21 protein-coding genes are annotated in these 25,868 nt (G+C 54.8%); 14 read left to right on the top strand and 7 right to left on the bottom strand.

Translation table 11 applies throughout. The annotated features are described in order from the left end of the window. Positions 1 to 139: 139 nt before the first annotated feature. The 3 genes from H9S92_RS07325 to H9S92_RS07315 form a co-directional block, all read right to left on the bottom strand. Positions 140 to 1,393, bottom strand: coding sequence for an IS256 family transposase (locus H9S92_RS07325; RefSeq protein ID WP_187465088.1), 1,254 nt, complete (start codon positions 1,391 to 1,393; stop codon positions 140 to 142). 287 nt (positions 1,394 to 1,680) lie between these two features. Continuing rightward, positions 1,681 to 2,247 (bottom strand): FKBP-type peptidyl-prolyl cis-trans isomerase, encoded by a 567-nt coding sequence (locus tag H9S92_RS07320; protein WP_187466059.1) that lies wholly within the window; start codon positions 2,245 to 2,247, stop codon positions 1,681 to 1,683. A gap of 144 nt (positions 2,248 to 2,391) precedes the next feature. After that, positions 2,392 to 3,168, bottom strand: a complete 777-nt coding sequence (locus H9S92_RS07315; RefSeq protein WP_187466058.1) for a hypothetical protein — start codon at positions 3,166 to 3,168, stop codon at positions 2,392 to 2,394. 31 nt (positions 3,169 to 3,199) lie between these two features. Between H9S92_RS07315 and H9S92_RS07310 the strand changes: the two genes are divergently transcribed. Together H9S92_RS07310 and H9S92_RS07305 are read left to right on the top strand one after the other, a co-directional pair. Continuing rightward, positions 3,200 to 3,856, top strand: coding sequence for a toxin-antitoxin system YwqK family antitoxin (locus H9S92_RS07310; protein WP_187466057.1), 657 nt, complete (start codon positions 3,200 to 3,202; stop codon positions 3,854 to 3,856). 251 nt (positions 3,857 to 4,107) lie between these two features. Beyond that, the gene (locus tag H9S92_RS07305) at positions 4,108 to 5,679 is read left to right on the top strand and encodes a carbon-nitrogen hydrolase family protein (protein WP_187466056.1); all 1,572 of its coding nucleotides are present in this window, start codon (positions 4,108 to 4,110) and stop codon (positions 5,677 to 5,679) included. 572 nt (positions 5,680 to 6,251) lie between these two features. Here the strand turns inward: H9S92_RS07305 and H9S92_RS22485 are convergent. After that, positions 6,252 to 7,532, bottom strand: coding sequence for a peptidoglycan DD-metalloendopeptidase family protein (locus H9S92_RS22485; RefSeq protein ID WP_187466055.1), 1,281 nt, complete (start codon positions 7,530 to 7,532; stop codon positions 6,252 to 6,254). A gap of 428 nt (positions 7,533 to 7,960) precedes the next feature. On the opposite strand from H9S92_RS22485, the gene H9S92_RS07295 reads away from it, so the two are divergent. The 3 genes from H9S92_RS07295 (at position 7,961) to H9S92_RS07285 (ending at position 11,778) form a co-directional block, all read left to right on the top strand. Beyond that, positions 7,961 to 10,114, top strand: coding sequence for a LysM peptidoglycan-binding domain-containing protein (locus H9S92_RS07295; RefSeq protein ID WP_187466054.1), 2,154 nt, complete (start codon positions 7,961 to 7,963; stop codon positions 10,112 to 10,114). An 82-nt stretch (positions 10,115 to 10,196) separates the two neighbouring features. Next, positions 10,197 to 11,384 (top strand): hemolysin family protein, encoded by a 1,188-nt coding sequence (locus tag H9S92_RS07290; protein ID WP_222936010.1) that lies wholly within the window; start codon positions 10,197 to 10,199, stop codon positions 11,382 to 11,384. A 211-nt stretch (positions 11,385 to 11,595) separates the two neighbouring features. Further along, on the top strand, positions 11,596 to 11,778 hold the full coding sequence (locus tag H9S92_RS07285) for a hypothetical protein (protein WP_187466053.1): 183 nt from the start codon (positions 11,596 to 11,598) through the stop codon (positions 11,776 to 11,778). Between the two features lie 189 nt (positions 11,779 to 11,967). Here H9S92_RS07285 and H9S92_RS07280 read toward each other — a convergent pair whose 3' ends face one another. Then, entirely contained in the window at positions 11,968 to 13,071 is a 1,104-nt protein-coding gene (locus H9S92_RS07280; protein WP_187466052.1) for an MBL fold metallo-hydrolase, read from the bottom strand. Positions 13,072 to 13,083: 12 nt separating this feature from the next. After that, complete coding sequence (locus tag H9S92_RS07275) at positions 13,084 to 14,127, bottom strand: lactonase family protein (protein ID WP_187466051.1); 1,044 nt, start codon at positions 14,125 to 14,127, stop codon at positions 13,084 to 13,086. Between the two features lie 171 nt (positions 14,128 to 14,298). Between H9S92_RS07275 and H9S92_RS07270 the strand changes: the two genes are divergently transcribed. Then, positions 14,299 to 15,627, top strand: coding sequence for a sugar porter family MFS transporter (locus H9S92_RS07270; protein ID WP_222936009.1), 1,329 nt, complete (start codon positions 14,299 to 14,301; stop codon positions 15,625 to 15,627). Positions 15,628 to 15,894: 267 nt separating this feature from the next. Here H9S92_RS07270 and H9S92_RS07265 read toward each other — a convergent pair whose 3' ends face one another. Then, the gene (locus H9S92_RS07265) at positions 15,895 to 17,370 is read right to left on the bottom strand and encodes a sigma 54-interacting transcriptional regulator (protein ID WP_187466050.1); all 1,476 of its coding nucleotides are present in this window, start codon (positions 17,368 to 17,370) and stop codon (positions 15,895 to 15,897) included. Between the two features lie 1,216 nt (positions 17,371 to 18,586). Between H9S92_RS07265 and H9S92_RS07260 the strand changes: the two genes are divergently transcribed. From H9S92_RS07260 to H9S92_RS07225, 8 genes are all read left to right on the top strand, one after another. Continuing rightward, complete coding sequence (locus H9S92_RS07260) at positions 18,587 to 19,261, top strand: hypothetical protein (RefSeq protein WP_187466049.1); 675 nt, start codon at positions 18,587 to 18,589, stop codon at positions 19,259 to 19,261. 120 nt (positions 19,262 to 19,381) lie between these two features. Continuing rightward, a complete protein-coding gene (locus H9S92_RS07255) occupies positions 19,382 to 19,585 on the top strand; it encodes a hypothetical protein (protein WP_187466048.1) in 204 nt (67 codons plus the stop codon). A gap of 650 nt (positions 19,586 to 20,235) precedes the next feature. Continuing rightward, on the top strand, positions 20,236 to 20,532 hold the full coding sequence (locus H9S92_RS07250) for a hypothetical protein (protein WP_187466047.1): 297 nt from the start codon (positions 20,236 to 20,238) through the stop codon (positions 20,530 to 20,532). Positions 20,533 to 20,685: 153 nt separating this feature from the next. Further along, positions 20,686 to 20,889 carry a hypothetical protein gene (locus tag H9S92_RS07245; protein WP_222936008.1) on the top strand — a complete coding sequence of 68 codons (204 nt, stop codon included), beginning with the start codon at positions 20,686 to 20,688 and terminating at the stop codon, positions 20,887 to 20,889. A gap of 134 nt (positions 20,890 to 21,023) precedes the next feature. After that, positions 21,024 to 21,545 (top strand): peroxiredoxin family protein, encoded by a 522-nt coding sequence (locus H9S92_RS07240; protein ID WP_187466045.1) that lies wholly within the window; start codon positions 21,024 to 21,026, stop codon positions 21,543 to 21,545. After that, a complete protein-coding gene (locus H9S92_RS07235) occupies positions 21,532 to 23,721 on the top strand; it encodes a peptidase domain-containing ABC transporter (RefSeq protein WP_187466044.1) in 2,190 nt (729 codons plus the stop codon). The genes H9S92_RS07240 and H9S92_RS07235 overlap by 14 nt, the downstream gene beginning before the upstream one ends. Positions 23,722 to 24,043: 322 nt before the next feature. Beyond that, positions 24,044 to 25,042 (top strand): type IV toxin-antitoxin system AbiEi family antitoxin, encoded by a 999-nt coding sequence (locus H9S92_RS07230; protein ID WP_187466043.1) that lies wholly within the window; start codon positions 24,044 to 24,046, stop codon positions 25,040 to 25,042. Beyond that, positions 25,026 to 25,853, top strand: coding sequence for a hypothetical protein (locus tag H9S92_RS07225; protein ID WP_187466042.1), 828 nt, complete (start codon positions 25,026 to 25,028; stop codon positions 25,851 to 25,853). Before H9S92_RS07230 ends, H9S92_RS07225 begins: the two co-directional genes overlap by 17 nt. Positions 25,854 to 25,868: the final 15 nt, after the last annotated feature.

The raw sequence follows: 25,868 nt of genomic DNA, 5'->3' as shown, positions 1-25,868 counted from the left end.
GGGATAGTTCAATTAAGTGTGTCTGGGTTAGTTATTACTCTATCGCAAGGCGTAGCCTTGCGACGAGCGCGCGATCCGCGCCGCACAGTCGGAGGCCGAAGGCCGGAGACTGCGCGGCGCGGATCGCGCGCTGCCATTTTTAGCTTGGCCCCATGTGCTTGGTTACCCGATCCCCATACAGCTTAACCAGATCGCGCTGGATGGCCTTCCAGCCATACGCCTGTTTGCGCCACGACTTCTCGTTATGCATTAGGCTCAGGTACACCTGCTTCATCAAGGCCGTATCTGATGCCCAGGCAGCCTTGCCCTTGATGAGTTTACGGATGATTCGGTGGACGGCTTCCACGGGGTTGGTCGTATAGATCATTCGACGTAGGGCTATCGGGAAGTCTAGGAAGGCCATCAGCTCATCCCAATCACGACGCCAACTGACGACGATACTGCTGTACTTGTGACCCCACTCTACCTCAAAAGCCTCTAGGGCTGTTGCTGCTGCCTCCTGAGTGTCCGCCTTGTAAACCGCCTTCAAACCTCTTACCACCGCCTTCATGTCCTTGTCATCTACGAAGCGCGTGGTGTTGCGCATCTTATGCACCAGGCACTTCTGGACCACCGTGGCCGGGAAGACATCATTCATCGCCTCACTAAAGCCCGTCAAGTCATCCGTGCAGAAGACTAAAACGTCCTCGACGCCACGAAACTTTAAGTCCTCAAGTACCAGTCCCCATTGGTTAGCACCCTCATTTTCAGACATATACATGCCCAATAGGTCCCGATTACCGTGACCGTCAACAGAGTAAACAGTGTAGAACGCACGGCTGGAGTACTTGCCCTCGTGGCGGACTTTGAAATGGATCGCATCCATGTAAATTACGGCATAGAACTCTAAAAGTCGGCGGTTACGCCACTCTTGAATGACTGGAAGTACCTGGTCCGTAATGGCCGATATCTTGCCCGCCGAAATGTCCACCCCAAACATCGTCTGGAGCAACCGCTTAATGTCCTCAACCGAATTACCCTGCGCATACAGAGCTAGTATCTGCGTGTCCAAACCACTCGATAGCTCTCGCTCTCGCTTGGGTACTAGCTGGGGCTCAAAGGTCCCCTGCCGGTCCCGCGGCGTACGGATCGACAAGGGGCCAGCTTCGGAAAGAATCGTCTTGTCGGTGTAGCCGTTACGCTTGTTCTCCTCCCCTTGGGCTCTCGTCTCAGCAACATGGCCTAGGACCTCGCCGTCCAGGGCGGCATTAACCATCGTCTGGAGCAGATGAGCAAACGGGCTACCTTGCTCTAGTAGGGGTTTACGCGAGTAAAGCTGCTCGTGCATCTGCCGGAACTGCTCAGGATCGCTGAACAACTCTTCCAGCGTGGGATTTTTACTTTTCTTTGCCATAAATCACGAATCTAAGTTGTGTGAATGTAGACACACTTAGATGAACAGTCTCACACGCTACCGCGAGCGACACGCTACCGCACGTGGATACGCTACCGCACGTGACCGCCGTAGGCAGCAGCGAAGCTAATAATTGAATAATTGAATAAGCTAACGCACGTACATAAGCTACCGCATGTAAATAATTGACCGCCGAAGGCAAAAGCGAAGCTAATAATTATCTAACCTGTCTCGCCTATCGTGTGCGGTAGCTCATTCACTCATTCACGCATTCACTCATTCACGCATTATTCCGGGTCCAAAATTTCAATATCCTCAATCAGGAACTCCAGGGGCGTGTGGGCGGGCACGAGGGTGTCTCCCCGGGGCGTTACGAGGCCAGCGGCACCGTAGGCGAGGTGGCTGGGAACGAGCAGCCGGATGGCTCCGCCGGGCCGGGCGCGGAGCAGGCCGAGGTTCCAGGCGGGAATGAGTTCGCCGACGGCAAATTCCAGGGGCTGGCCCCGCTGTCGGCTGTCTTGAAAAACGGTGCCGTCCAGAAAACTGCCGCGGTAGTGGACTTGGACGAGGTCGCCCGTAAGCAATAAATTGTAGTCTCCCGGCTGTAGAATTTCGTAAAAATAGCCTTCGGGGGCGGCATAAACGTCGTAATGCTGGTCGATGGCGCGGTTGATGATCGCGTTGCGTTCGCGGCCGGCGCGGTCGTCCGAAGGGGCCAGTTCTGCCATCAGCCGTTCTTCAATGGCCGTTTGGGTCGCCGCATCGGGCGCGGCCGCAGGTGCAGGGTTCCCGGAACAGGCAATGAACAGGCAGAGGAGGAGGGTGATTGGGGAGGTTTTTAGTTCATAGTTCATAGTCCATAGTCCATAGTCCATAGTTCATAGTTCATTTCTTTACGCATTAGCTATGCTGCTGCCTACGGCGGTCACGCATTCACTCATTCACGCATTCGCTCATTCACGCATTCACGCATTAGCTACGCTGCTGCCTATCGGCGGTCACTCATCGAGCAACTCATCCGCCCGCTGCAGGATGCGGAGGAAATCGGCGCGCTTGGCGGGATTGAGTTTTTCGGCTTTGATGAATTTGCTGAGTTCGGCGGGATTGCCGAGTTCGGCCGCCAGCTTTTTGGGGCTGTTGCTCAGGCTGATGAATTCGCCATCGACTACTGCGTAGGTGTGGGTTTTGGCATTGAAGCGCCGTAGGGTCAGCGTGCGGCCAACGTCTTGCACCACCTTTTCCTCGTTGGTGATTTCATTGACCAGGGTGGTGACGATGTTTTCGCCTTTGTAGACGATTTCGGCGTACATCTTCGGGAAGGTGGGGTTGATCCCGAAAGCGTAGGTGGCCTTGCTGCCGTCGGCCAGCGCAACCTCTACGCGCAAAAAATTGTTGGGGTTGAGTTCCCGCAGATGGCCCTCGATGCTGAATTCAAACTGGTTGGTAAAGCCATTCAGGTTGACCGAGTCAAGTTGGTATTCGTTCAGCGTCAGGTCGAACAGCGTGGCCGGGCCAAAAGCCTCCAGTACGTAGGGCGTGCCGCGCACTTCGCGGTAGCGGTCGGGGTCTACCGCCCGGCTGACGGTGGCCAGGTAAGCCAGGTCTCCCGACTGGAAGGCCGCCGGGCGATTGGCCTCCCGCTCTTCCAGGGCAATGGCCCGGAGGCGATCGTTTCTCTCCTCATCCAGGGCCTTGGCCTGGTTGGGGATCTGGGCACCGAGTCCACACAGGAGGCCCAACACGAAGTGAATGGTCAATAGCGTTTTGATTGACATATTATATCTAGGTTTGACCCAAAAATAGCTCATGTTTCGCACAATCCAACTCTTCGTATTCGCTACCTGCTGCCTTTTCGCCTGCGGTGACGGACTGGAAACCATCGAAGAAACCGATGCCTTGGGCATCCGCACGGAGTACCGCATCAACCCCGAGACGGGATTGAAGGAAGGTCCCATGCGGCAGTACAGCCCCCAGGGAAAGTTGCTTTCCGAAGAGCATTACGTCGCGGGTGAACTCCACGGTGAGCGCGTCCTGCTGCACGAAAACGGCCAGAAAATAGTGGTGGAAAACTACGAAAACGGCAACTTCGCCGGACCCTATACGACTTACGACTCTCTGGGCAACCTCCGCATCAGCGGCCACTACATCGACGGCGCTATGAACAGAGCCTGGTACGTCTACTACCCCGACGGCGGCGTCAAGGAAGTCGTCACCTTCGTCAACAACGAAGAAAATGGCCCCTTCCGCGAATGGCACGAAAACGGACAGCCCAAAGCCAGCGGTACCTACATGAACGGCGACGACGAACAAGGCGTCCTCCACCTCTACAACGAAGAAGGCCAACTCTTCCGGGTAATGAACTGCGACCACGGGATATGCTCCACCTTCTGGACGCCCGACAGCACCGCTACGCCGCCCCCCGGCGTAGATATGACCCGGCCCGCGCCCGCTCCAAAGGAATAAAGGGGGAAGGGAGTAAAGGGGAAAAGGTGTAAAGGGGAAAAGGGGAAGGGAGTAAAGGGGAAAAGGGGGAAGGGAGTAAAGGGGAAAAGGGGAAGGGAGTAAAGGGGAAAAGGACTAAGGGAAGGCCCTGCACTACCCACTACCGAACTACAAAACTACTACCCACCAAACCTTTCCGCGCCGTACAAACGTTGCATTAACGTGTGCCACTGCGGACACTCACTTTGCGTTTTAAATATTCCCCAAAAAACATGGACACTCCCCACGCTACTACTGAAACTACTGAGACGATCGAAGCCCACGGCACCGACATTGAAAAGGTAGAGCTTAAATTCCTTACCCTGGAAGACTACGAGGAAATGACCCTCGTGATGCGCGAGGCCTACACGGGCCTGACGGACGCCGTCTGGAAAAAACACCAGATCAAAAAACTGACCGAGCTCTTCCCCCGCGGCCAGGTGGCCTTGTTCATCAACGGGGAACTGGCGGGCTGCGCGCTGGCCATCATTGTTGATTATTCCGAGTTTGACGACAGCCATACCTACCGGGAAATCACTGGCAACTACACCTTCAAAACCCATACGCCCAAGGGGAATTTGCTCTACGGCATCGATATTTTCGTGCGCCCCAAATACCGCGGCCTGCGCCTGGGTCGCCGGATGTACGACTACCGCAAAGAACTCTGCGAAGAACTGAACCTGGAAGGCATCCTCTTCGGCGGCCGCTTACCCAAGTACCACCTCTTTGCCGAAACCCTCTCGCCCCGGCAGTTTATCGAGAAGGTGAAAGCCAAAGAAATTCACGACCCCGTCCTGAATTTTCAGTTTTCCAACGATTTCTACATCAAGAAAATCATCACCAACTACCTCAGTGGCGACAGCGAAAGCCTGGAGTACGCCGCCCTGTTGCAGTGGAACAACGTGCTTTATGCCCCGCCGACCAAGTCGCCGTCGGTCACCAAATCCGTAGTTCGCCTGGGCCTGGTACAGTGGCAGATGCGGACTTACCGCGAGCTGGAAGACCTCCTGCAACAGGTGGAGTATTTCGTTGATACCGTCTCCGTTTACCGTTCCGATTTTGCCCTGTTCCCCGAGTTTTTTAACGCTCCGCTGATGGCGGCGTATAACCACCTTTCGGAGCCGGAGGCCATCCGGATGCTGGCCAAATTCACCGAGCCGCTGCGCAAAAAATTCAGCGAACTCAGCGTCGCCTACAACATCAACATCATCACCGGCTCCATGCCGATGATCGAAGATGGGGTGCTCTACAACGTCGGTTTCCTCTGCCGCCGCGACGGCACGGTGGACCGCTTTACCAAAATCCACGTCACGCCCGACGAGGCCAAAGTCTGGGGCATGAGCGGCGGCAACACCGTGCGCACTTTCGATACCGACTGCGGCAAAATCGGCATCCTGATCTGCTACGACGTCGAATTCCCCGAACTCCCGCGCATCATGGCGCAGCAGGGCATGAACATCCTCTTCGTCCCCTTCCTCACCGACACGCAAAACGGCTACAGCCGCGTCCGCCACTGCGCCCAGGCCCGCGCCATCGAAAATGAGTGCTACGTCGCCATCGCCGGCTCCGTCGGCAACCTGCCCAAGGTCCACAACATGGACATCCAGTACGCGCAATCCATGGTCTTCACGCCCTGTGATTTCGCCTTCCCCAGCAACGGCATCAAGGCCGAAGCCACCCCGAATACCGAAATGATTCTCGTTGCCGACGTCGACCTCGACCTCCTCAAGGAACTCCATCACCACGGCAGCGTACACAACCTGCGCGACCGCCGCACCGACGTTTACCGCCTGGAACTGAAGTAATTTGCGGAGTACCTAAGCGGTTTTTTGCGCGGCCGCAGGTGCTCCCCCCCGGCCCCCCGAAGGGGGGAGAATGTTGGCCCCCCAACCCCCAAAGGGGGAGAGCGAGGGAAGGCCGTAACCCGATCACCCGCCGTAAGACGGAAAGTGTTTTCAGCCCCCTAGTGCTAGTGTTATGCCGGACGGGACGTCTAGTGGTATGCTGTCTAATTAGCTAGACCGCAGCCGTACTCAATTTGGCCCTTTCGTTGGGGGCTCAACCCCAGATCAACCGGGGGAGGCTCAAGCGCTTACTAGGTCGAGACCCTCTGGGTCGTAGGAGAATACGCCACTGTGCTTAGTTGGATCGACCCAGAGGGTCTCAACCTAAGCAGGCCCCTAAAGCGCGTACGGGTTAAACCCATTAGATTAGACACCCTACCCTTAGTGCAACTCAGTGCCCTTAATGCCTTAGTGGTGAAAAACCCGCGCAGCGGAAGAACGCAGTTCTCTATACAGCGTACGGGTTAACCCCAATTAATTAAACAGCATAAGTCTAGTGGTATGCCGGACGGGACGTCCGGAACCGGGTTGGGCTACTTAGCCTCCCGTTGCTGAATCCCCGCCATTTGATCGAGGAGCTTTTTGCCGTCGATGATCTGTTGCTGGGTGTCTTGGACGGGCTGGCCCACCTCGTTGAGGCGTTGCAGGTAGAGATCGCGCTGTTGGATGAAGTCGCCCAGTAACGAGTCGGGCATGGCCTGCGGGGGTGGGAAGCGCAGTTTGGTGTGGTCGATCTGCTGATCGTCTTTCCAGAAGCGGAAGCAGACGTGGGGCCCGGTTGCCAGGCCGGTAGAACCGACGTAGCCGATGACCTCGCCCTGCCGGACCCGGCTGCCAACGCGTTGCCCTTCGGCAAAGCCCTGCATGTGGAGATACTGCGTGGTGTACTGCTTGTTGTGCTTCACTTTGACGAAATTGCCATTGCCACCGCGGCGGGTCCGCTCTACAATCACGCCGTCGGCTACGGCCAGGATGGGGGTTCCGTAGGGGGCAGCGTAGTCGGTGCCCAGGTGGGGCCGGACGCGCTTGAGGACGGGGTGAAAGCGGCGCATATTGAAGGCGCTGCTGACGCGGCTGAAGCGTACGGGAGATTTGAGGAAGGTCGACTTCATCGGCTCCCCGTTGAGGCCGAAGTAGCCCTGGTAATCGGGGTCGGGGCTTTCGTAGTAAAAAGCGTAAATATCCTCCTTGCCCGTGCTGTAGCGGGCGGCCAAGACCCGGCCGGGGTCGGCTTCTTCGCCTTCTACCTGCTTTTTCTCGTAGACGAGCTGGAAGGCGTCGTCGGGCTGAACGTGGTAGAAATCCACTGACCACTGGAGGGCGTCCTCCATGCGGTCGGTCAGGCCGAAGGAAAGTCCGGCACCGGTCATCGCGTTCCAGAGGCTGGATTCGATGCGGCCGGCGGCCAGGGCAATCTCGGTGGTTACCGGTAGCTCAACGCGGGCGTCTTTGCCCGTTCCCTGCAGGTCGAGGCGGACGTACTCGTAGATGGAAGGCTGGTAGATCAGGTAGTCGTTGCCTTCGGTATCGGGATCGTCCAGAATGGTGTAAGTCCTGCCCGCGCGGAGGTTGCGTACGTCGAGCAAAGTATTAAACTGGGTAGCCGCGTCGAAGGCCCGCTGGGCTTCCAGGCCCTGGGAGAGGAGTACCTCGGAAAGGGTTTGCCCGTTCTGAATGGTGTCTATCCGCAGCGCAAAAGTGTCGAGCGCCACGCCGTAGCGGACGGTAGGTACCGTGATCGGGAAGGCCGTTTTGGTGAGTCCTGGTGCCTTGGGAGCGGGCGAAAGGGCTACGGAGGAATAGATAATGGCCACACAAAAGAGGAGGCAGAAAGCGGAAAATAACGCGGCCCGGGGGAGGCGCATTTTCCGCAGTAGATGCGGTAAGTTCACGTTTGATGTGTTTCGTTGGGAAGGGCCAAAGCGGTACACCTTCCAAAAAGCTCTTATTTCGATTTGAGTGCGTTCGCGGCAAATATAGTCAATTGTTGGTGTATCCAAATTTTGGCTCCCTGACCCCGGAGAGGAGGAGGCGCGGGATCATCCCCCAGCGGTAGCTTATGCCGAGGCAGTGGTGTCTGTGCGAAAGGAAAAGGCAGAATTGGGGTTGCCGGGCAGATTCGTTAAATACTTAAATTGACCCCTAAGCCGTTAAATTGCGGCGTTTATGAATAGCAAACATCTATATTTGTAGGGCGTTCCAACAGTTCCTTACCATTTACGATACCAAAATTTGTCCCAAAATGAAATGTCTCTTCACCCTCCTTGCGGCCCTCTTGCTGGCCAGTGCCCCGCTGCGTGCGGAGCAGATTTTCGTCCTTTTCGATGGCACGTGCGGAGACCGGGTGTTGTACGAGCAAGCCATTGCGCAGCAGCCGCGCCTGGACTACTACGCCTACCATTTCCCGCTGGTGGGCGGTGATCGTTTGATGCTGGAAACGGGGGCTGAAGGGGCCACGGTGCAGAGTTTCCTGCCCCAGAACACGGTTTACTGCGGCGATCCCCGCCTGAGTGTTGAACTGGCCGCGCGGGTCAACGGCGGGGTGGACCGTGTCTTCGTCTTGCTGCCCACGGCCAACAACCAATTCCTCATCCAGCCCGTGGTGATGGCGGCGGTCTTTCAGCGGCAGGGGGAGCGCTTCAGCTATACTTCACCGTTGACGAGCTACCAATTTGACGCGGAGAACGGCATCATTGGTGAAAACCTGGCCATGAATACGCCGGGAGCGAAGGTTTACTTCGAGGGCCGCGATTTAAGCCCCTGCGCTGGCTATTTCATGTTCCGTCAGCTCAACCCGAGTTCTTCCTATCCCGTCATCGACTACCGGATTGCGCCCGAGATTGGCTTGGTGGAGCGCCGTTTGGGCAGCGATGGGAAGACCACTTCGGGCGGCGTGATTACGGCCAAGACGGTGAACGGCGTTGCCTTGGCCGATTACCTGGCCAGCGTCTGTGGTTCCCCAATGGTTGCAACAACTGGTCAGAACCCCAGTGCTGCCCCGCTGGCCTACAGCAACCAGCCCGTGTACACTCCGCCCAGCATGGCGGTGTCGGTAACGCCCCAGCCGGAGTCGAGCGCCTATTCTGCGCCCGCTCCTGCTCCTATTCCCCTCACCCATACGGTGGCCAAAGGAGAAACGCTTTACGCCATCTCCCGTAACTACGCCACTACGGTCGATGCCATCAAGGCTCAGAATGGCCTGACGAGCAACACCCTCTTCCCCGGACAACAGCTGACGGTGATGAGCCAGCCAAGTGCGGCACCCACCGTCCAGGCTGCCCCTACGGCTCTGGCCAGCAACCAGCCCGCGGCTTCCGCGCCCGTTGCCCTGGCCAATCCTGGTGCCCCGCAGCCTACGCCTTACAATACGACGGCAGTAGCCGCCCCCCAGGCCTACGGATCCACCACCATGGCCCGCAGCGGCGAGGCGGTGTACGGTGAAGGCCTCCACACCGTGCAGCCCGGCGAAACCGTAGCCAGCCTGGCGCTGAAGTACGGTTATACCTCCGCCAAGTTTCGGGAAATGAACGAGCTGGGCCCCAACGACGTGGTTAAGGTCGGCGAACGCCTCAAGACCTCCGATTGCAACTGTCCTACGCCAGAAGCAGTGCCTGCTCCCCAGGCTTACGGCAACGCCCCGGCTACGACGACGCCCCAGCCCTACGCCACCCCGCAGGCGTACGGCAACGCACCGGCTACGACTACGCCCCAGCCCTACGCCACCCCGCAGGCGTACGGCAATGCACCAGCTACGACTACGCCCCAGCCCTACGCCACCCCGCAGGCTTACGGCAATGCACCGGCTACGACTACGCCCCAGCCCTACGCCACGCCGCAGGCTTACGGAAGCGTTCAGGGTGCACCGGTGACGGCCAGCGGAGCGACGACGCCGGCTTACCGTGCTCCGCAGGGCTACCAGGCGCCTGCTCTTGCGGCAGAGACCAACCCGATGACGATCTCTAACGATCCCAACTTCGGCCAGCCGGTAGCCAACCCTGCGGCGGCTCCCACCGCTACGATGGGGACATTGGAAAGCCGGGGCAACACCGACGCCCGTCCGGTAAACAACCCCAGCACTTACGGGGCTTACCCCGCTCCGCTACCTTCCGCTGCACCTGCGGCCGCGCCCCCTGCTTACGGCAACCCGCCCGCCGCGCCCACTACCTACGGTTCCACGCCCGCAAGCCCGAATACCTACGGAACTCCGGTGGGGGCCAACGTCAACTACGGCAGCAGCACACAGCCTTCCAACCGTTCCTTCCACCTGGTGCAGGAAGGCGAAAGCCTCTACTCCATTGCCCGCCGCTACAACATCACCACCGATGAGCTCCGGACGCTGAACGGACTGAAAGCCGGTGACGTCATCGTGCCCTTCCAGAAACTGTACGTGAACTAAGGGGCTGCCGTTTCCGTACTAAAGGCAGTAACTTATACCAGGGAAATGAAAAAGTCCCGCTTCCCCGGTATAAGTAATACTTTTGCCCGAGAATCGCCCCGCTAGCGCCATGACCACCCTCCTGCTTTTTGCCCTCATTTCCATCGTCGTTTCTTTTCTGTGTTCGGTTTGGGAGGCGGTACTGCTATCGGTGAGCCCCTCTTACGTGCAAATGAAAGTGCAGGAAGGAGGGCTAACGGGGGAGTTGCTCCAGAAATTCAAGAAAGACGTCAACGCGCCGCTTACGGCCATCCTCTCCCTGAATACGGTGGCGCACACGGTAGGGGCGATCCTGGTGGGCGCGAGTACCGGAGCTGCTTTCGAGGGCGATCTGGCCTTTACCATTCCCCTGCCGGAAGTTGACGTACTGGGCCTTTTTGCGCTCCATCCAATTCCCGTCAGCTACGAAATCATCGTGTCCATCGTCATGACGCTGGCCATCCTGATCCTTTCCGAAATCATCCCCAAGAACCTGGGGGCAACGTACTGGAAGCAGTTGGCACCCTTTACCGTGGCCTCCCTCAACGTCATGGTAAAGATTTTTACCTGGACGGGCTTCATCTGGCTTTCTGACCAAATCAAGAAACTGCTGCTACGGGGCGATGACCCCCACGGCACTGCCCTGACCCGCACGGAGTTCATCGCCATGGCCGAGGCCCAGGCGGAAAACGGCGAACTCAAGGCGGAGGAAGGACGTATTTTGCGGAACCTGCTCAACTTTGAAACCCTGACGGCCCACGACGTAATGACGCCCCGCACCGTAGTGATGGGGGCCAAGGCGGCGATGACCATCCAGGAATTTTACGAGAAGTACAACAACAGCCCCTTCAGCCGCTACCCCATCTTCGGGGAGACCCGCGACCAGGTAGAAGGCTACGTCCTCAAAGACATGGTGTACAAGGCCATCATTGAGCAGCGGCAGAACGAACCCTTGCGCTCCCTGGCCCGGGAATTGCTGATGGTTCCTCAGTCTACCACCCTCCATAAACTTATCGACCTGATGCTGGCCCGCCGGCAGCCCATTGCGCTGGTTGTCGATGAATTCGGCGGCATGGAAGGCCTCGTGACGATGGAAGACGCCATGGAAACCCTCCTCGGCCTGGAGATCATGGACGAGATGGATACCAGCCGCGACATGCAGGATCTGGCCCGCGAGCACTGGCGTAAGCGGGCGGAGTCTATGGGCATTGACCTTTCGACCCTGGATATGGCACCCAGCGAGGAGGCGTAGGTTGCGTTTTGCGTGAGCCCCCCGGATTACGGATGCTGCGTGGGTGGAGGAGCCCCGGATTACGGATGCTGCGCATCCTTCATCCGGGGTTATTAAGGTTCGACCCCTACGGGGTCAGTTACGGGAGGCTACGGGAGTGGGTTCTTTCGCTTTGGATTTGCGCTGGTGTTCATGGGAGGCTGGTTATCTTCGCGCCACAAAAACGCAAGGAATGAAAAGCAAGCAAACCATCGGCATCGGTTTTACCCTGGTGGGTGCCATCGGTATGGCCGTGGGGGTAATCGCGATTTTTAATAAGTCGCAGGCCTTTGGCCAGAATCCCTACGGGGTGGCCATCATCGGGGTCATCTTTTTTCTGACGGGCATGAGTTTGTTGCGGACGATCCGGGAGTAAGGCCTTGCACCTTCAACGTGAGGTTGAGCTTTTGCAAGAATTACAACTAATTGGTCTTCAACGGAGATTAGAAGGTAGTATTGTAGTTCTGTAGTTCGGTAGTCCCAAGAAACCATTGCGATCTAAACAGCTGAGGATTAGTGAAAATCTGGGGTGCATACCCTCAACCTGTCGTTGGATTGGTACTTTTTAGCTCACGCCTGATTCTTCCCACCAGTTGGTACGGCACTCGTGTACGCTATCCAGCGCGAAGCGTTGGCCCACCATGGGGGTGATGACGCATTCGGACTGGTCGGCACGGTAAATGCGGTGCACGGGGTCGAACCAGGGGTGGTCACTCAGGGAGAATGCGCCCCAGTGGATGGGCAGCAGGATGTCGCCCCGTAAGTCGGCGTGGGCCTGGATGGCCTCTTCTGGTTGCATGTGGACATTCTTCCAGCGGTGGTGGTACTGGCCGGTGTCGAGCATCGTCAGGTCGAACGGCCCGAAGCGTTCGCCGATCATTTTGAAGTGGCGTCCGTAGCCGCTATCGCCGCCGAAGTAAAGGCGGTGTTTTGCCGTTTCGATGACGAAGCTGGCCCAGAGCGTTTTGTTGCGGGTGCCGGGGGAGCGTCCGCTGAAGTGCCGGGCGGGGGTGGCCGTAAAGCGGCAGCCGGCCAGCTCGGTGCTTTGCCACCAGTCGAGTTCCGTGATCTTTTCCCGGGGTATGCCCCAGGCCAGCAGGTGGGCCGCTACGCCGAGGGGGACGAGGAAGGCTTTGGTCCGGTCTTTGACGGCGACGAGGGTGTCGTAGTCCAGGTGGTCGTAGTGATCGTGGGAGTAGATGATGAGGTCGATCTCGCCAATCTCGGCCAGGGGATGGTAGTCTTCGTAGGGAAAGCGGTGGCCGAGGAAGGGGACGGGCGCTACCCATTCTCCCAGCATGGGGTCGATCAAAATCGTCTTTCCGTCCGTTTCGAGGCGGAGGGCGGAGTGGCCGTACCAGGTCAGGTGGTCTTGGTCGGGGTCCACGTAGGTGCCGGCCTGGGCAAAACCTACGGGCAGGGGGCGGGTCGGTTGGGTGTTTTTGGCCTTGAGGTAGCCGTAGAGGTCGCCGAGCAGGCTGCGGAGATCTTCCCGCAGCGGGGTACGATCGAGGTTGCGGAAAAAGCCCTTGCGCCAGGCGACCGAACCTTGCTCTTCCACGTAGCGCATGGCACCTGCGTCCGCGCCAAATTGCGGGTCGTTGCGCATTTTCCGCGCCAGATAACCAACGGGCAGAAGGGCCAGACCGAGTAACCAGTGAGGTTTCATAGGGAGAGGAGCTTAGAGCCAGGCCAGGCTCGTGGGGCTGGGGATTTTCCGGAAGGTATGGTAATGGACCACCCCGCTCCGCGCCGTTAGCTGGAAAACGCCGACGGTATTGTCGGTAGTATTCGCGCTGAGCAGCCAGTTGCCGTCGGGGGAAATGACGATGTCGCGGGGGGCGACGCCGCCGCTGGCGAGGGTATCGCGGAATTGCAATTTGCCGACCCGCTCATCGAGGTGGAGGAGGTTTATAACGTTGAAGTTGCGGTCGGCGGCGTAGACCATTTTGCCACTGTGGCCCATGCGGACGGCCGAGCCCCAGGCTTCGTTGAGGACCCGCTCGGGCAGCGCGTTGGCCGTATCGAGCAGCTTGGGTTGGTCTTGGCTGACGTCCAACAGGTGGACGACCCCGACGTGCTCGGCATTGACGACGGCCAGCTTGCCGCCCGGATGGAGCGCGATGTGGCGCGGGCCCTGGCCAGCGGGGAAATCCAGGTCGAGCTCCGGCCGGTAGGTCAACTGGCCATCCGCCGCCCGATCGAGGACGCAGAGGCGGTCATTGCCCAGGTCAATGGCCAGCACCCGCTGCTTATCCGTCTGGAATACGCTGCAGTGGAGGTGGCTGCCGGGGTGACTGGCGTCGGAAAGCAAAATGTCCTGGCGTGCGCCGGTCAGGTTGCCGTCGGGTCCGAGGGCCAGGGCGTGCAGGTGGCCGCTGCCGTAGGAGGAGACGAGCAGGGTCTGGGGCGCGAGGGCCAGGTGGCAGGGTGCGTCTCCGGGCAGGGCCTGTTCGGCAATTTGGCGGAATTCAACTTTGCCCGCTTTGCCGCGCTTGATGCTGTGGACGGTGACGGCCGCGCCGGCGTCGGCAGATTTTTCGCGTACGGCGTAGATGAGGGATTTTTTGGCATTGGCCACCACGTAACTCGGGTTCACGGCGGGCATGAAGGCGAGGAATTGCAAGCGCCCGTCGCGCTCAAAAAAGTCGTACAGGGAGATGCCCCGTGCCGTGCCGGGGGTGCGCTCGTCCATTCTTTCGGTATATCCGCCTACTACCAGCATACTGGGGCTTTGGTTTTGGGGCCTGGCACCGGACCAAGCGGGCCAAAGGTAAGGCGGAACGAAGGATCGGGCGCAAAGAAGTCTCGCAGCCCGCCCGCGGGCGGAGCAGACAGGCCGGATGCTGGAAGATCTCTTGCCCGTCATTTCAAAATCAAATAATACCTTACCCCCATGAACATGCAAAAAATCTGGTTTTGGGCCATCACCGTGGCCCTGGGTGGTTTTCTCTTCGGCTTCGATACGGCCGTCATCAGCGGTGTCAACGGCATCATCAAAGCGGAGTGGGGGCTTTCGGATGCCGCGCTCGGGCAGATGGTGGCGGCGGCGCTGTACGGTACCATTCTGGGGGCGCTCTGCGGGGGCTTTCCGGCCAACCGCTACGGGCGCAAGGCCAGCCTGCTTGGGGTGGCGCTGCTCTTTTTGGTATCCGCCATCGGCTCGGCGCTGGCGGCGGACGTGGTGCAGCTCGGCATTTTCCGCTTTATCGGAGGCATTGGGGTGGGGGCCAGCTCGGTGGTCGCGCCCCTGTACATTACCGAGATGGCCCCGGCCAAGTTGCGGGGACAGCTGGTGGCGGCCTTCCAGTTCAACCTGGTGGTGGGCATTCTGGTAGCCTATTTATCCAACTACGTCATCGATGCGGTGGGCTGGGCCAACAACTGGCGGCTGATGCTGGGGGTAGAAATCATCCCCGCCACCCTCTACCTGGTGCTGCTGTTCTTTGTGCCCCGTAGTCCGCGCTGGCTGTTGCTTAAGGGCGGCAACCGGGAAGAAGCCCTCGCCACCCTGCGGGCGATGGACGCCAGCACGGCCGAAGCCGAGCTGGCCAGCATCGAAGCCGCCAACCAGGGGCACCGCGCGGCCAGCGTGGGCGAGTTTTTCAGCGGCAAATACCGCCGGCCCATCCTCTACGCTTTCCTTTTTGCCTTGTTCAACCAGATTTCGGGCATCAACGCCGTGATTTATTACGCGCCGGATATCTTCGCCTCCGCCGGACTGGAACGCAGCAGCTCCTTACTCTCGAGCGTAGGCATCGGCGTGGTCAACGTCGTCGGCACCCTGCTGGGGATGTACCTGATCGACTTAGTAGGCCGCCGCAAACTGATGTACCTCGGCTCCTTTGGCTACCTGCTTTCTTTGGGGGCGGTGGCCTACGCATTTTTCAGCGGGAACGTGGCGGGCATCATTGTACCGATCTGGCTGTTCGTCTTTATTGCCAGTCACGCCATTGGCCAGGGGGCGGTAATCTGGGTGTTCATCAGTGAGATTTTTGGCAACGAAGTGCGCAGCCTCGGCGCTTCGCTCGGTAGCAGTACCCACTGGGTTTTTGCGGCCCTCATCAGCGGGGTTTTTCCCTATTTTTCCGCCCAGTTTGGGCAAGGGCCGATTTTCGCCTTTTTCGCCGTTTGTATGCTGGGGCAACTGGCCTTCGTGCACTGGGTGATGCCCGAGACGAAAGGGGTTAATCTGGAGGTGTTGCAGCGGCAGCTGGAGGAGTGATTTTTTGAACCACTTTATTTGAAGAACTTCGCTCTTGTTTTTGAACCACTTTTTTAAAGAACTGCGTTCTTTTTTTTGAACCACTAAGAACACGAAGAGGGGCTAAGAGCTAGTTCTTTTGGAATCACTGAGAACACTAAGTTCACCAAATTTTTTAGTGTAAAAAAAACTTAGTGCCCTTAGTGCTCTTAGTGCCCTTAGTGTTGAAAAAAAATAAAAGCGAAGCTTTTAAAAGTTGAGTGGTGAAAAAAAGCGAAGCTTTAAAATTTAAAACCCACCATCCTCCCCAAACATATCCGCCAGAATATCGCGGAAACTGAGGCTGTTTTCCATAGTTTCCTTGCTGAGGACTTCCATTTCGGCGAGGCCCTGGAGGACGAGTTCCATGTAGAGGTAAACCTCGTTTTCGGAAAGTTTATCGCCCAAGGTGCCGGTGACGAACTTGCGCAGGCCCGCTACGCCGTCTAGGGCCTGGTGGTAACTCTCGTTGCTGGCGTCGTTGACGAGTTCGGCGACGTTGCCCCCACTGAAGTAGGCCCGAATGATGCCGTAGGGGTCGCTGCCCGTGCGGCCGTCGGCGGCCACGCTATCGGGGTCGGGGAAGTGGGCCAGGAAACTGGCTTTGATGCTTTGGCCCAGCAGTTTCATCGCCACGCCGTAGGCACCTTCCTGTTCGCCTTCGTAGACGAGCTCTACTTTGCCGGTGATGGCGGGCACTACGCCCCAGAAGTCGGTAATCCGCGCCTGGGTGGTTTCGTCGCCGGCCAGCAGCGCGCGGCGCTCGGCGGTGGAGATGAGGTTTTCCAGCGCCGTGATGCTCAGGCGGGCCGAAACGCCGCTTTTTTCGTCGATGTACTCACTATCGCGGGCCGTAAAGGCCAGTTGTTCGAGCATGGTGAGGAGCAGGTCGCTGACTTGCACACGGTCCGTCTGGGCCTTTACCAGGTTGGCCTCCTGCCGGGTGATGGCCATGGCGATCTCCACCGTCTTGGGGTAGTGGGTGAGGATCTGGCTCTGGATGCGGTCTTTGAGCGGCGTGATGATGCTGCCGCGGTTGGTGTAGTCTTCGGGGTTGGCGGTGAAGACGAACTGGATATCGAGGGGGAGGCGCAGCTTGAAGCCGCGGATCTGGATATCGCCCTCCTGCAGGATGTTGAACAGCGACACCTGGATGCGGGCCTGAAGATCGGGCAGCTCGTTGATGACGAAAAGGCCCCGGTGGGCGCGGGGTACGAGGCCGAAGTGGATGACGCGTTCGTCGGCGTAAGTCAGCTTCAGGGTGGCGGCTTTGATGGGGTCAACGTCGCCGATGAGGTCGGCCACACTCACATCCGGCGTCGCCAGTTTTTCCACGTAGCGTTCGTTGCGGTGTACCCAGGCGATGGGGGTTTGGTCGCCGTGCTCGGCGATGAGGTCGTGGGCGTAGCGGCTGATGGGCGCCAGGGGGTCGTCGTTGAGTTCGCTGCCTTCCACGACGGGCATGTACTCGTCGAGAAGATTGACCAGAAGCCGGGCGATGCGGGTTTTGGCCTGGCCGCGGAGGCCCAGCAGGAGGATGCTGTGGCGACTCAGCACGGCGCGCTGGATGTCGGGCAAGACGGTGTCGTCAAAGCCGATGATGCCGGGGAAAACCTCCTCCTTGCGCTGGAGTTTTTTGATCAGGTTGTCGCGCAACTCTTGCTTTACGCTGCGTGATGTGTAGCCGCTGGCCTTCAATTCGCCGAGGGTCTTGGGGTTGGTCATGGGGGATAATTTCGGGGTCTGCGCTAGGTAAACCCAAGTGGGGGGAGATAGTTTTGGAGTTGGGTGGTTCGGTGGTTTAGTAGTACCTAGTTCAGTAGTTCCTAGTTTAGTAGGAGGTCGTTCAAGCTTGGAGTCCATTAGCGGCAGCACTATTGGACTAAGCAACTACGCCACTACTCCACTATGGCACCACTGAACTACTGCACTACTGAACTATTCCTTGGGCGCGGCCGCAGGTGCAGGGGGAAGGTAAAAGGAGCAAAGTCCGGACGCTTCCACGACGGCCGGACGCTCAAAGGTTGCCAACCGACTCCGCTGCGCTGCGTTGGGTGGCAACGCTTCGAGGTCCTACCCAAGGACCTTTGAGCGTCCGTAGGACCTCGAAGGGTCCGGTCTTCTTGAGGGCTGGCGTCCGGTCTTTCTTTTGGGCTGATGGCTGTGCCTTAATTAGTATGCCATTAAACTGTAGCAGGTGAGTGATTACCCTAATACCCCAATTAAGGTGCTTTATCCGGATTTTGGTCATGTTCATCTGCGGAATGGACTTGCAGTTTGGCTAATTGGTATGGGAGGTTTATTTTTAGCCCGTTGCTGGCCTGAAGCCTGCGCCTGGTTCGGTGGACATTCTGTAAGAGCACTCTCCTCTGTATTTGTCCCAACCAGATTACTGGCATGCCTGACTGAAGAAGGCCGAGGTGCTGTCCTCCTCCGGCCGATAGATAGCGCTTCTAGCGGCAATCTTGTGCTGTTGTTCCATTGACTGTTGATTGATAAACCTATAAATACCGAACCTTAAACAGATGTTAAGCTACAAATTCAAGAAAGAGATCTCGGCCGAGTTTGGCTGGGACAGGAAAACCCTGTACAACCGGATGCGCAGTTGAGGCCTGAAGATCCAGCGGGGAGCACTCTCTCCCGCCCAGCAGAAAGAAATCTACGAATGCTTAGGGTATCCCCTGGGGATAGATGAGGAGTTGTTTGCGAAAGTGAAAGTTCCGAAGTCCAAGAAGAAGGAAAAAGCCGAGAAATAGCCCAATTTTTTCACATCAAAACTAGCACGCCATGAAGAAAGGCCATAAATTTCGGGGAATGCTATGTTTTTGCTGTACTACTTTTGTTTTCGACAACTGATGCAACTGGCTTATGAGCTTGGCATTGCCAAGAAATAGGACCTTAGATCAGATTGTTCGCTGTCCAATAAATACCAATCAAAACCATGCGGACCTTAACTGCTCCGAATGTTGACCAACCTAAAATAGTCGCTGAGTTCTTCTCGGTTGCTAGTTGGTTATTGTTTTTGTTGGCGGTGATGGCGGGTGTGCTCAATGTTTACTTGGTACAGGAAGTGCTCCTCTCCGAAGAAGTATTCCATAATACCTTAGGAGAGCGAATGGCCTACGAACGGATTGAGAAAATGATGACCGAGCAACGCGCTTGGTCTTGGCTTGGCTACGCTATTCTACCCCTGGCCGTGCTGCTGCAAACCTTGGTTATCAGCATCAGTTTGATCACTGGAGTGGTGTTCTCTTATGCCAAAGTTGGGTTTAAAGCACTTTTCGGCATGGTCCTCAGGGTAGTGGCCATTATAAGCGTTCTGCGCCTGCTTCCCACGGTGGTGCTGATTTTTCAAGACATCCAAGTCCTTGATGACCTGCTGAGAAGCGATTGGTACTCGCTGTTGGGCTTGTTGGGGCGTGATAATGTTTCGGCTTTCCTGCACGTTCCACTTGCGGCCCTCAATTTGTTTCATTTGTTCTTTGTGCTGGGTTTGTTCATGGGAATGCGCTACCTGGCTGACAAAGGAACTACGCAACTTGCGCTCGTTAGTTACAGTTGTGGCACGCTGTTGTGGTGGCTTGCGCTGATGTACGTGCAGGTGAGTATAGGATAGAAGAAAACGATTGTCCGGAAATTGTTTCGGACACTAAGATATGTTGCGCGACTGCAGCCCACACCTTAAGGCTGGGTAAAGATGTGAGGGGATTGTTGAATGTTTAATCAATTCTTTGTTATGCAAAAACTTTCTTTTGACCAAATTGAAAGGCTTGAAGGCGGTGCTTGGATTGACTGGGTAAACGGAGCTGCCTGCGGAGCCGGTATATTGGGAGCTGTAGTTCTACTCTCTAATCCCGTTACGATGACGGCAGGTGTCTATCTTGCTTCAGTCGGATCAGGTGTTGCTCTCGGCGCCTGCGCTGGTCTTTTAGTTTACTAATCCAGTTAATTATTGATAAAGTCTTTTTGATATGGAAAAAATATCTTTTCAACAAATGTCCTCAATTGAAGGAGGCGATTGGTGGCGCGATGCCCTCGATTTTGGGGCAGGAGTATGTGCTGGTACCGGATTAGTTCGTGGTATTGCCGCTGTAGCAGCCGTAGCCGTCCCAGGAGGCGCGGCTCTATGGGGTGGAGTAGCCATTGGTTGCTTCATCGTGGGAGCGGCAGCTGGCGCGACCTGATTAAAGTTGCCTAGTCAATAACCATACGGCATGCTACATTTATTTGTAACTTGGCCGTATGGTTATACTTGGGTATGCATTTTGATTGAGATTGTAAACCTCAATTCTAGAGCACTAATTCGGAACTAAACTATGAGGTCTCGCCACAGTTTTAACCGTTTTAGTACGGTTTGTGCATGCGAGTGTATTTACGTGTATAGTGCAACAACCTAGGTTTTGTGATTTTGGAGATTGAGGGTAACCATCTTGGAAGTCAATGTTTACAAGGACTTGAGTTACTCGTTTGGCTCTTTCACTTTTCACAATTTCTTGGTTGTTTTACTATAAGTTACACCCTCTAACGGTTTTAGCGCCCTTCTTTAAAAAAAAAAAGGATTGTTTTAGTAACACATAAAATGATTTTATCGTGGATAAGCAAAAAATGGCTAAGTTTGAAATATTTTGTTGGGGTGCTTTTACAGCTACGACCATTCTAACTATAGACAATATATTTGGCTACGATGTCCCTGCTTGGGCTAAAATATTTGTTGCCTGTCTTATGTTTTCTGCCTGGATGTTATACGTTTTTACAAATGTCAATTTGGGTGAGATTGATCCTTCTAAATACGACGTGGAGAACCGAAAGAGTAATACAAAAGCAATAATTATTTTTTTATCATTAGGTGTTTTTATTGGATTTATTTTGATTTACTTACTTAAGTAGTAATCCGTTGCGCCATTGCGATACCCTTTCTTTGGAGCCAAAGAAAGATACGAAGTACTACATAGGAAATCAAGCTTGAGTGAGTCACTTCAGTAAAAGAGAGTAGAAATTTCAGCAGTGGAAAAGATTAAGTCCAAAGTAATGTATATTAATATGGTCATGCTATTTATCGGCATAGCGCTAGCATTCCCTTATTTTTTTGAAGAGGCTCCCAGCCTATTCAAACAACCTAAGGATGCCTTTCACACTTTCTTAGGTGCGGCGGTTGGCTTTTACATTCTTATCTATCCAGGTCTTAAAGATAAAATGATACAGAAGGAAAAGAGTTTTGGACGTAATGACATGGATGACTTATAACACCCACTAATCGAAAAAATTTATTAATGCCATACATTGAAGCACAATTGCGCGTTACTCATCTGTAAGTTCGTCTATGTACTTACCAACTGGGGCGTATGAGTCGTGTAGCGGTGTGTATAAAATCGTCTCCCTTGGTTACAAGAATGAATAAGATTCGTCGATCGGTAACGTGGCTTCTGGGCCTGACAATACTTTTTACGGCTTGTGATGGAAACGGCTTTAGAGATGAAGTACAGGGAGAAGCAATGCCAACCCGTCCAAACATCACTCACTTAAACTCGCTTACTTGGAATCCAACGGCGTTAATAGACAGTGGGCTAACTCTTCTCACCTTCATCAACCCCGACTGTGAACACTGCCATTACCAAACTGGTGCCCTGCTAGGCGAAGACGCCGCGAAACCAGCTGGCCTTCGCCTTGCTTTCTTATCTGATGTCCACCCGGATAGCTTAAAAGCCTTTGCCAGCCAGTTTACGTACGATAACACCGCGACCGTATTTCTCTGGGACGAAGGCGGTATAGTCGCCCAGCAGATGGGGGTAAGCAGCTACCCCACCATGTTTCTCTACGATACGGCCGGAGTACATCTACAAACCATTGTCGGGGAAGCAAAACCCGGTTACGTTTACAAATTTTTCCATGCAACCCACTAAAGCCCACGTCCGCCAGCAAGACCAAACCGACTGCGGGGTCGCCTGCCTGAAGGCCGCATTGAATCACTTTGCCTTGGCTCCGGTGTCCTTCGAGCGCCTGCGGGAATTGAGTGGCACCTCTATCCGGGGGACCACCCTGCTGGGCCTGTTCCAGGCGGCACAGGAAGTGGGGATCGACGCCGAAGGTTTTGAGGCTGATCTGCCGAGCTTGCGGGATTGTGCTGATTTATGCATTCTTCACATCATCAAAGATCAGCGGCTACAGCATTATGTGGTCTGCTATGGTTACGACCATAAAAAAGCCGCCTTTCTGATCGGGGACCCGGCGGAGCCCGAGGTGGAATATTGGACGGCGGATAAACTTGACGCCGTTTGGCAAAGCAAAGCGCTTTTGTTGCTGAAAGCAAATGCTGCAGCACAAATGGAAGCGTCGGAAAAGCCCAAGCGGTGGGATTGGATCCGCAGTTTGGTAGATGAAGATTTGCCGCTGCTTTTCGTTGCGCTTTCGATGGGTGTAGTGTTGGCGGTGCTTGGTTTGGCTACCGCCATTTTCTCTCAGCAGCTGCTGGATAAGATCTTGCCCAGTGAAGACCGCAGCCGCTTGTTCCTCGGAGCAGGCTTGTTGATGCTGCTGCTGTTGGCGCGTGCCGCTGTCCAGTATTTACGTTCCTTGTTGTTACTCCGGCAGAGCTTCGACTTTAACCTCCGCATCATCAATTTTTTCTACGGCCGGCTTTTGGAACTTCCCAAGTCCTTTTTCGATAACCGTAAAACCGGAGATTTGATCGCGCGGATGAACGATACCCAGCATATCCAGCGGGCGGTTTCCAATATCCTGGCCAACGTCACTATTGAGCTGCTGATGGTAATCGTAGCGTCTGGGGCCATCATCTGGTTTGATTGGAGAATTGGGTTGGTTAGCCTTGCTTGGTTGCCAGTGTTTGGGTTCATTGTTTACCGGTTTCATCCTGCGGTTTTGAGCGGGCAGCAGATGGTTATGTCAAGTTACGCCGCCAATGAAAGCAACTATGTGGATACCATCCAAGGCGTAGGGGTGATCAAATTGCACGGCAAAGAATCGTTTTTTAGTATGGTGACGAACACTTTTTACCGAATTTTGCAAGAAGCCATTGTGAAATTAGGTAAAATTGCCATTCGTTACCAGTTTTGGACGCAGGTTACATCAGTAGTATTTATAGTAGCCATTATCCTTTGGAGCGCGATGAAAGTGCTTTCCGAAACCATGACTGCGGGAGAATTAATTGCCATCCTGCAAATGGTCGGCATCCAAATGACTTCGGCCGCCACTTTAGCGGGGGCAAATATTCAGCTGCAGGAGGCTAGGGTAGCTTTTGACAGGATGAACGAGTTTACCAGTATCCGCAGTGAGAAGGAGCGGGAAGCCCACCAGCCCCAGTCCGTTACGGCAGCTTTTGAAGAACTATCCGTAGACAATCTTCGTTTTCGTTTTCCCGGCAGGCGCTTATTACTCGATGGGGTCAACTTCCGCTTACGAAAAGGGGAGTGGATAACGATTATGGGGGAAAGCGGTATGGGGAAGTCTACTTTACTACAAATTTTGCAAAAATTTTATGAAAAAGAGTCGGGATCAATTAAAGTTAATGGAATTGATCTTGAATTATTGGGTCTGGTAGATTGGCGCAGCCATCTGGGGGTGTTGCCACAACAAGTAAAGCTCTTCAATGGAACGGTGCTGGATAATATTTTGCTCGGGGAAGCACCGGAATCACCAGAAGTGCTGGAAGCGTTTTTTGCTGAGTATGGCCTTACCGAGAACTTTCTGCAATTACCCAATGGATTGGCCACTATTGTCGGTGAGCAAGGAGTAAACCTATCGGGTGGTCAGCAACAGATACTGGGCCTGGCCCGCGCGCTTTGGCGACGTCCTTCTCTATTGCTATTGGACGAGCCTACTGCGGCGCTCGACCGAAATTCGGAACTCTTCGTTTTATCATTGTTGAAGAAAATCAAATCCCAGATGGGCATTTTGGTCTTAACGCATCGTCTCTCCACCGCAAGGCACGCGGATCAAATCTTCGTTCTTCAGCAGGGACGTACCATTGCCGTTGGTACGCACGATGAGTTGCTGGCGCACCAAGACAATTTATACGCCAATGCTTGGAGCGATATGCTGATGGTAGATTACGGTGGGTGAGGCGGCGGCAAAGAAATGTAGACCGCTTTACTGTGGTGGGTATGCAATGGAGAACTGCCGGGCTTTGTATACGGAGATGACTGGTAGTGAGCAGAGCAATAGTGGTTGAAGAAAGAATTACGATCTAGCTTGGACTTGTCCTCGCGGCACTGAACTGCCTGGCCAAATCGCCACCATAGGTCGGCTATGCTGGCGTTTCGTCCACTTGTTCAGCACCACGATTACTTCGCCCAAGCTAAGCCCTAATTCATTCCTCAACCACTAATACTTTGTACGATAAAAAATTTGGTACGATTCCAAATAAAAAGTCGTACATTGCGGCATGGAGGCAAGCTTTCTACATCGCGCCATAGATAATCTGTACGCCGCATCAGGAATTGTGGGGGAGATAGACCATGGGGTCAGTACTGATGCGTTTGACGGTGTCTTGCGTTTACTGCACACCGCACACGCCATCAAGATTCCGTTCATTGTGAAACGGCAGTTGACCGCAGCGGAGGTGGATGGGTTGAAGTCGCTGAACAAGAAAGTGCTAATTGTTTTCGACAAAGCCACTGATGCGGAGAAGGAACGCCTGAGGAAAGAAAACCTGAGCTACTTAGAATCCTCTGGCAACGCTTTTCTGAACTGCGACGGTTTTTTCCTCTTCATCGATACCGAAAAAGGAGCTCCCGGTGCTAGCGATAAGGCCGGAAAGGCGTTTTCGAAAACCGGATTGAAGATCATCTATTCTCTACTATCCAATACGGACGTTACCGAAACGAATTACCGGAATTTAGCAGATCTGTCTGGGACGTCGATCGATTCCGTAGGTCGGGTGTTGCGCGAATTGGTAAGCGATAAATACCTGGTGAAGACTGGCAATAGAGGCTATAAAATCGTAGATCAGTCAAGATTGTTAAACGACTGGGCTATCCTATTCAACAAGGTATTGAGGCCGAGTCTGAAAGCCCGGGCATTCGATTTTCAGGATAGCAGCACGGAACTTCGCAGTCTACTGGGCCAGGATACCGGTGGTTTGATTGGTGGAGAGTTAGCGGCGGAATCCATGGATAATCACCTGATCAGCCGTAAAGCAACTGTTTACGTAGCAGGTTCTTTTGTAGACTTCGCGCTCAAAAACCAGCTGAAACCAACAAAGAATGGTAGAATAACCCTGCTGGAAAAATTTTGGAATAGATCGGATAACTACTGGGAACTTAGTGAGTTTCTGGCTAGCCCGACGCTGGTGTACGCGGATTTGCTGAATGATCCCAGCCCCAGAAATCTTGAAGCCGCGACTCTCCTTCTCAACCGGAATTTACATGAGCCTGTACAGTAAACTAGGCAACACGCTCCTGAAAGACATTGTAGCCGATATGATTGCCGCGTCCAACGATTTGCGGATTGAATTCTTTGGCGTCGGAGCTTTAGCCAGAAATACTTGGTACGTCGAAAATGACTTGCCCGCCAGAGGTACCAAGGACGTGGATTTCGGTGTCTACATTCCGAGCAAAGAGGTATACCAACAATTGAAAGACAAGTTAATCCAGCAGTATGGATACACTGCCTCTTCGACTAATGCCTTTTGCATAATATCTCCGCAAAAAATGCCGGTTGACTTACTGCCTTTTGGCGAAATAGCAAACAACGATAAAGTGCTGGTAGAAGGAAAAGGATTGACAAGTATGAATCTGGAAGGCTTTGTGGAAGTTCACCTGAATGGCTTAAGGCGCGTTGACATAGAAGGTGATATTATCAATTTATGCTCGATCCCTTCCGTGGTGCTATTAAAGCTTATCGCATTCGACGATCGGCCTGATCAACGCACGAAAGACCCGCTGGATGTTGCTTCGATTTTCAAGGTCTACCCGTCTGTTGAATCAGATTTTATTTGGCACCACTACCACGATCTATACGATGGTGATTTTTCTCACGATGATGTAGCGGTAAAGGTAATAGGTTGCGAAGTCCGTAAACTCATTGTTGAAAATGCTGCCTTACTTGATCGGGTAAACAGAATTTTAGATGATGCCATAGCAGGACGAAGCAAACTCGCCGCCTATATGATTGAAGACGGGCAAAAGGAAAACGTCGCCATGATGGTGGAAAGGTTAGTACTGTTCAAGAGTGGACTAAATAACGAAAGATAACACCACCCGTACAAC

Origin of the sequence: Neolewinella lacunae, from assembly GCF_014349155.1 — a bacterium.
In the GTDB taxonomy this organism is placed as follows: Bacteria; Bacteroidota; Bacteroidia; order Chitinophagales; family Saprospiraceae; genus Neolewinella; species Neolewinella lacunae.
Note: the sequence above shows the minus strand (reverse complement) of the source record. Positions and strands in the feature narration are given on the sequence as shown.